4 protein-coding genes and 1 tRNA gene are annotated in these 5,301 nt (G+C 48.0%); 1 reads left to right on the top strand and 4 read right to left on the bottom strand.

What is annotated here, in order from left to right; translation table 11 throughout:
* Positions 1-293 precede the first annotated feature (293 nt).
* From eno to gap, 4 genes are all read right to left on the bottom strand, one after another.
* Complete coding sequence (gene eno / locus QOR82_RS08735) at positions 294-1,616, bottom strand: phosphopyruvate hydratase (RefSeq protein WP_283584363.1); 1,323 nt, start codon at positions 1,614-1,616, stop codon at positions 294-296.
* A gap of 84 nt (positions 1,617-1,700) precedes the next feature.
* Positions 1,701-2,450, bottom strand: a complete 750-nt coding sequence (gene tpiA, locus QOR82_RS08730; protein WP_283584362.1) for a triose-phosphate isomerase — start codon at positions 2,448-2,450, stop codon at positions 1,701-1,703.
* Positions 2,451-2,522: 72 nt separating this feature from the next.
* On the bottom strand, positions 2,523-3,731 hold the full coding sequence (locus tag QOR82_RS08725) for a phosphoglycerate kinase (RefSeq protein WP_283584361.1): 1,209 nt from the start codon (positions 3,729-3,731) through the stop codon (positions 2,523-2,525).
* Positions 3,732-3,812: 81 nt separating this feature from the next.
* A complete protein-coding gene (gene gap / locus QOR82_RS08720) occupies positions 3,813-4,826 on the bottom strand; it encodes a type I glyceraldehyde-3-phosphate dehydrogenase (RefSeq protein ID WP_283584360.1) in 1,014 nt (337 codons plus the stop codon).
* 295 nt (positions 4,827-5,121) lie between these two features.
* On the opposite strand from gap, the gene QOR82_RS08715 reads away from it, so the two are divergent.
* Positions 5,122-5,193: transfer RNA gene (locus tag QOR82_RS08715), tRNA-Arg, on the top strand.
* Positions 5,194-5,301 lie beyond the last annotated feature (108 nt).

Below are 5,301 nucleotides of genomic sequence, written 5' to 3'. Positions count from 1 at the left end.
AGAAAAATATTAAACTATCAAACACCGTTTGAGATATTTTTTGAAGAACCGTTGCACTTAGTTTGACAATTCGTCGCTTTAAAAAAAATCACCCTCAAATTTTGAGGATGATTATACGTCTCCACCAACACCAATTGACAGAGACCCAAATTTTGAGGATGATTATACGTCTCCACCAACACCAATTGACAGAGACCCGAAAATAAGAAAACGACCGCAAGCAATGCCTACGGTCGTCGTGTTTTCTAGTAAATTAGTGTCGTCTTAGTTTAGCAATGAGCATTAAATTACTATTACTTGTTTTGGATGGCGTCACGAGCCTGAGCGCTCAGGTTGTAGAAGGAGTGAACACCCTTGAATTCAGCTGAAGAACCAAGCTGGTCTTCGATCCGCATCAACTGGTTGTACTTAGCCAGACGGTCAGTCCGGTTCATTGAACCAGTCTTGATTTGGCCAGCATTAGTACCAACAACCAGGTCAGCAATCGTCGTGTCTTCAGTTTCACCAGAACGGTGTGAAACGATGGCAGTGTAACCAGCTTCCTTAGCCATTTCGATGGCTTCCAGAGTTTCGGTAACAGTCCCGATTTGGTTCATCTTAACCAGGATGGAGTTAGCAGCACCCATCTTGATACCCTTTTCCAGGTACTTCGTGTTAGTAACGAAGAAGTCGTCACCAACGATTTGAACCTTCTTGCCGAGCTTGTCAGTCAGCTTTACCCAGTCGTCCCAGTTGTTTTCGTCCAACGGGTCTTCAACAGAAATGATTGGGTACTTTTCAATCAGAGAACTGATGTAGTCAATGAATTCGTCAGTTGAGAATTCTTCACCAGTTGACCAACGAAGCTTGTACTTCTTAGCGTCGTCGTCCCACAGTTCGGAAGCAGCAGCGTCAAAGCCGAGGGCAATGTCTTTGCCTGGCTTGTAGCCGGCACCTTCGATCGCCTTGAGCAAGAACTTGAATGGTTCTTCGTTGTTAGCAAAGTCAGGAGCAAACCCACCTTCGTCACCAAGACCAGTGTCCTTACCAGCAGCTTCCAGTTCACGCTTCAGTTCGTGGAAAGTTTCAGCACCCATCCGGATAGCTTCACGAACGCTCTTGGCACCAACTGGCAGAATCATGAATTCCTGGAAGTCCACCTTGTTGTCTGAGTGGGCACCACCGTTGATAACGTTCATCATTGGCGTTGGCAGAACGTGGCCATTAACACCACCGATGTAGTTGTAAAGCGGAACCTGCAGTTCGTCAGCAGCAGCACGTGCAGCAGCGATTGAAACTGACAGGATGGCGTTAGCACCCAGCTTGCCCTTGTTAGGAGTACCGTCAAGCTTGATCATAGCTTCGTCGATGCCGCGTTGATCAGTAACGTCGTAACCAACGATTTCCTTTGCGATGATGTCATTAACGTTAGCAACGGCCTTCAGAACGCCCTTGCCGCCGAAACGACTCTTGTCGCCATCACGGAGTTCAACAGCTTCGTGTTCACCAGTTGAAGCACCAGAAGGAACAATACCGCGACCGAAGCCACCAGCTTCAGTGTAAACCTCTGCTTCAACAGTTGGATTACCACGTGAGTCAAGGACTTCACGAGCATAAATATCTGTAATAAGTGACATTAGATGAATCTCTCCTCTTTTATTGATGTGGAAAGCAATTCCACGATTCATTGTACTATGTTGCTCACCCGAAAACAAACCATATTAGCTATTTACTAATTCTAGGAAACTGTCCGGATCAAGCGAGTGCCCACCAATCAAACAACCATCAATATCACGCTTTTTCATCAAAACTTTGATGTTATCAATGCTGACACTACCGCCGTACAGAATGCGAATATTCTTGGCAATCTCGTCATCAAACATATCGGCAATCGTGTTGCGGATCAAGTAGCAGCCATCTTCCGCTTGAAATGGATCGGCACTGTGGCCCGATCCAATGGCCCAACTTGGTTCGTAACCGATCGTGACGCGTGCCATATCCGCCGGTTTGACACCACGCAGGTCGACCAGCAAACGGTTGACAACCCAGTGCACCTTGTGACGCGTCACCTGCCGCCCCATCGTTTCATCACAGCAAACCAGGGGGTGGAGACCGTTGCGCAAGGCCGCCAGCACTTTCTTATTAATCAGGTCATCGTCTTCTTTAAAGATCCGCCGTCGTTCCGAATGCCCCAACAGGACATGGTGGACCCCCATGTCGTCTAGAGCCAAGGGGCTAGTTTCACCCGTATATGCGCCGAAATCATGATAGTAGCAATTTTCAGCCATGATCTTCAACGGCGATCCCTTCGCAGCTCGCACCATATCTGCCAGAAACATGGGTTGAGCTGCGAGAACAACGCTTCGCTCAGTAGTCGGTGGCAGTTGATCCTTGATCTGGTTGACGAACTCCACTGCTTGACCGAGTGTCTTATTCATTTTCCAGTTTCCAGCAATAATCGGCACCCTCATATGGGTTCCTCCTTATCAGCTAACAGGTGTTGGCAAAATGTGGTCAATAATGGCCACGACTTATCACACAGACTAATCCTTATCGGTAATGGCCTGGATGCCTGGCAGAACCTTCCCTTCAAGGTAGGTCAGAGAAGCCCCACCACCGGTAGAAATGTGAGTCAGTTGGTCAGCAACCCCGAGTTGCTTAACGGCGGCCGTCGAGTCACCACCGCCGACAATCGTCGTTGCTTGACTCAGGCTACCAAGGTACTTACCAACGGCCAGCGTGCCCTTAGCGAAGTTCGGCATTTCGAAGACGCCCATAGGACCGTTCCAAACAACCGTCTTCGCATCCTTGAGGACACTTTCGAAGAGGGCAACCGTCTTCGGACCGATGTCCAGTCCTTGCCAGCCATCGTCGATGTCGCCTTCGACAACCTTGGTGTTAGCGTCGTTGTCAAACTTGTCAGCAACCACGTTATCAACCGGCAGAACCAGCTTGTCACCGGCACGGTCCATGATCTGCTTGGCCAAGTCAATCTTGTCCTTTTCCAGCAGAGAGTTGCCGACCTTCATGCCCTTGGCAGCAAGGAAAGTGTAGGCCATCCCACCACCGATGATGATCTTGTCAGCCTTGCCGAGCAGGTGGTCAATAACACCGATCTTGTCAGAAACTTTAGCACCACCAAGAATGGCAACAAATGGCCGTTCTGGGTTGTCCACAGCGTTGCCCAAGAACTTGATTTCTTTTTCCATCAGGAAACCAACAGCGGACTTGCCCTTCATGTTCGAAGCAATGCCGACGTTGGAAGCGTGTGAACGGTGAGCCGTACCGAAAGCATCGTTAACAAAGACGTCGCCGAGCGATGCCCAGTATTTGCCTAATTCAGGGTCGTTACCAGATTCGCGCTTAACGTACTTGCCATCCTTTACATCTTCGTAACGGGTGTTTTGAACTAGCAGAATGTCGCCATCCTTCAGGTTGTCAATGGCGTCTTCCAGCTGTTTGCCTTCCGTCACCGGGACAAAGGTTACCGGCTTGTCCAGCAACTTGGACAGACGTTCAGCAACCGGCTTCAATGACTTAGCAGGCTTGTCTTCTTCCTTCTTAATCCGGCCCAAGTGTGAGAACAGGATTGCCCGGCCATTATGTTCGATCACGTACTTGATCGTCGGCAGGGCAGCGACGATCCGGTTGTCATCCCCAACCTTGCCGTCCTTAATCGGAACGTTGAAGTCGAGGCGCATCAAAACCTTTTTACCATTTAAATCTAAATCCGTAACAGAAACCTTAGCCATCTACGAGTTCCTCCTTAAAAAAGGGACTGTGCCAAAACCTTGTTTCGTACACAGTCCCGTTATTACCTAATGGCAGCTAAATTAGAGCGTTGCAAAATGGAGCAGCGTCCGAATCATGTTGCAAGTAAAGCCGTTTTCGTTGTCGTACCAAGCAACCGTCTTTACCAGTTGAGTGCCATCGTCAGCTTCCATGATGTCAGTCTGTGATGGGTCAAAGACTGAGCCGTAAGTTGAGCCAATGATGTCAGATGATACGATTTCGTCTTCGGTGTAACCAAAGGCGTCGTTGCCTTCAGCAGCCTTCTTCATTGCGTCGTTCACTTCGTCAACCGTAACCTTCTTGTTCAGAACAGCTACCAGTTCAGTCAGAGAACCATCAGGAACACCAACACGTTGAGCGTGGCCAGAGAGCTTGCCGTTCAATTCAGGAATTACCAGGCCGATAGCCTTAGCAGCACCTGATGAGTGCGGAATCGTGTTGATGGCAGCAGCACGGTTGTTACGCATCTTCTTGCCGCGTGGTTGGTCAAGAACAGCTTGAGTACCAGTGTAGGCGTGAATAGTGGTCATGGTACCAACCTTAACGCCGAAGTCCTTGTTCAGGAAGTAAGCCATTGGTGCCAGGCAGTTAGTGGTGCATGAACCAGCTGAAACAATCTTGTCATCAGCCTTCAGAGTGTCAAGGTTAACACCTGGAACAACAGTCGGGATGTTGCCAGCAGGTGCTGAAATCAGAACACGCTTTGCGCCGGCGTCCAAGTGAGCCTGTGACTTTTCCTTTGAAGTGTAGAAACCAGTACATTCAAGGACAAAGTCAACACCATCATTCTTAACCCACGGAATGTTCTTAGCATCGCGTTCAGCGTAAACTGGGTACTTCTTGCCATCAACAATGATACCCTTGTCGTATGAGTCAACCTTACCAGGGAAAGAGCCATGAGTTGAGTCGTACTTCAGCAGGTAAGCAAGCATATCAGGAGTCGTCAAATCGTTAATTGCGACAACTTCGATATCGTCAGTGTTCAGCTCGTGAATCCGACGGAAAGCTAAACGGCCGATCCGGCCGAAACCATTAATACCAATCTTGACAGTCATACTGCAAGTTCCTCCTTTAGGAATATATAATCATGTACGTTATTAGTTTAGCACTCCTTGACCGGAAGTGTTAGTTCAAAAACTCAGCAAAAGCAAATTCTTGACCAAGGCTTTGAGCACTAACGCACAATTAACTACGCCTATATGATAACCAATAATTGCCGGTAAGTCCATCTCTTATTAAAGGTTCGGCCCAATTTAATTATGAAACCGTTTTTATTTTCAATATAAATTGAGTCCGATTTAGGACTTGCTTTTTGTTCACTCATAGGTTACTATAATATTTGTTCGTTACGCGCCCTTAGTGTAATGGATCGCACGTGAGATTCCGGTTCTCGAGATCGGGGTTCGACTCCCCGGGGGCGCATTATTAATGAAGCAGTCGTGAGACTGCTTCTTTTTTTGGCTCTTTGTCAATCGGTACTGATGATAAATTTTGGGAAAACTAGGCTATGCTACTAATGGCATTGGTCTA

The organism is Limosilactobacillus difficilis, assembly GCF_947387495.1.
GTDB classification, from domain to species: domain Bacteria; phylum Bacillota; class Bacilli; order Lactobacillales; family Lactobacillaceae; genus Limosilactobacillus; species Limosilactobacillus difficilis.
Note: the sequence above shows the minus strand (reverse complement) of the source record. Positions and strands in the feature narration are given on the sequence as shown.

Bases quoted from the DNA above. Each gene is read 5' to 3' on its own strand.
- eno (WP_283584363.1), bottom strand. From the start codon at position 1,616: ATGTCACTTATTACAGATATTTATGCTCGTGAAGTCCTTGACTCACGT.
- tpiA (WP_283584362.1), bottom strand. From the start codon at position 2,450: ATGAGGGTGCCGATTATTGCTGGAAACTGGAAAATGAATAAGACACTC.
- QOR82_RS08725 (WP_283584361.1), bottom strand. From the start codon at position 3,731: ATGGCTAAGGTTTCTGTTACGGATTTAGATTTAAATGGTAAAAAGGTT.
- gap (WP_283584360.1), bottom strand. From the start codon at position 4,826: ATGACTGTCAAGATTGGTATTAATGGTTTCGGCCGGATCGGCCGTTTA.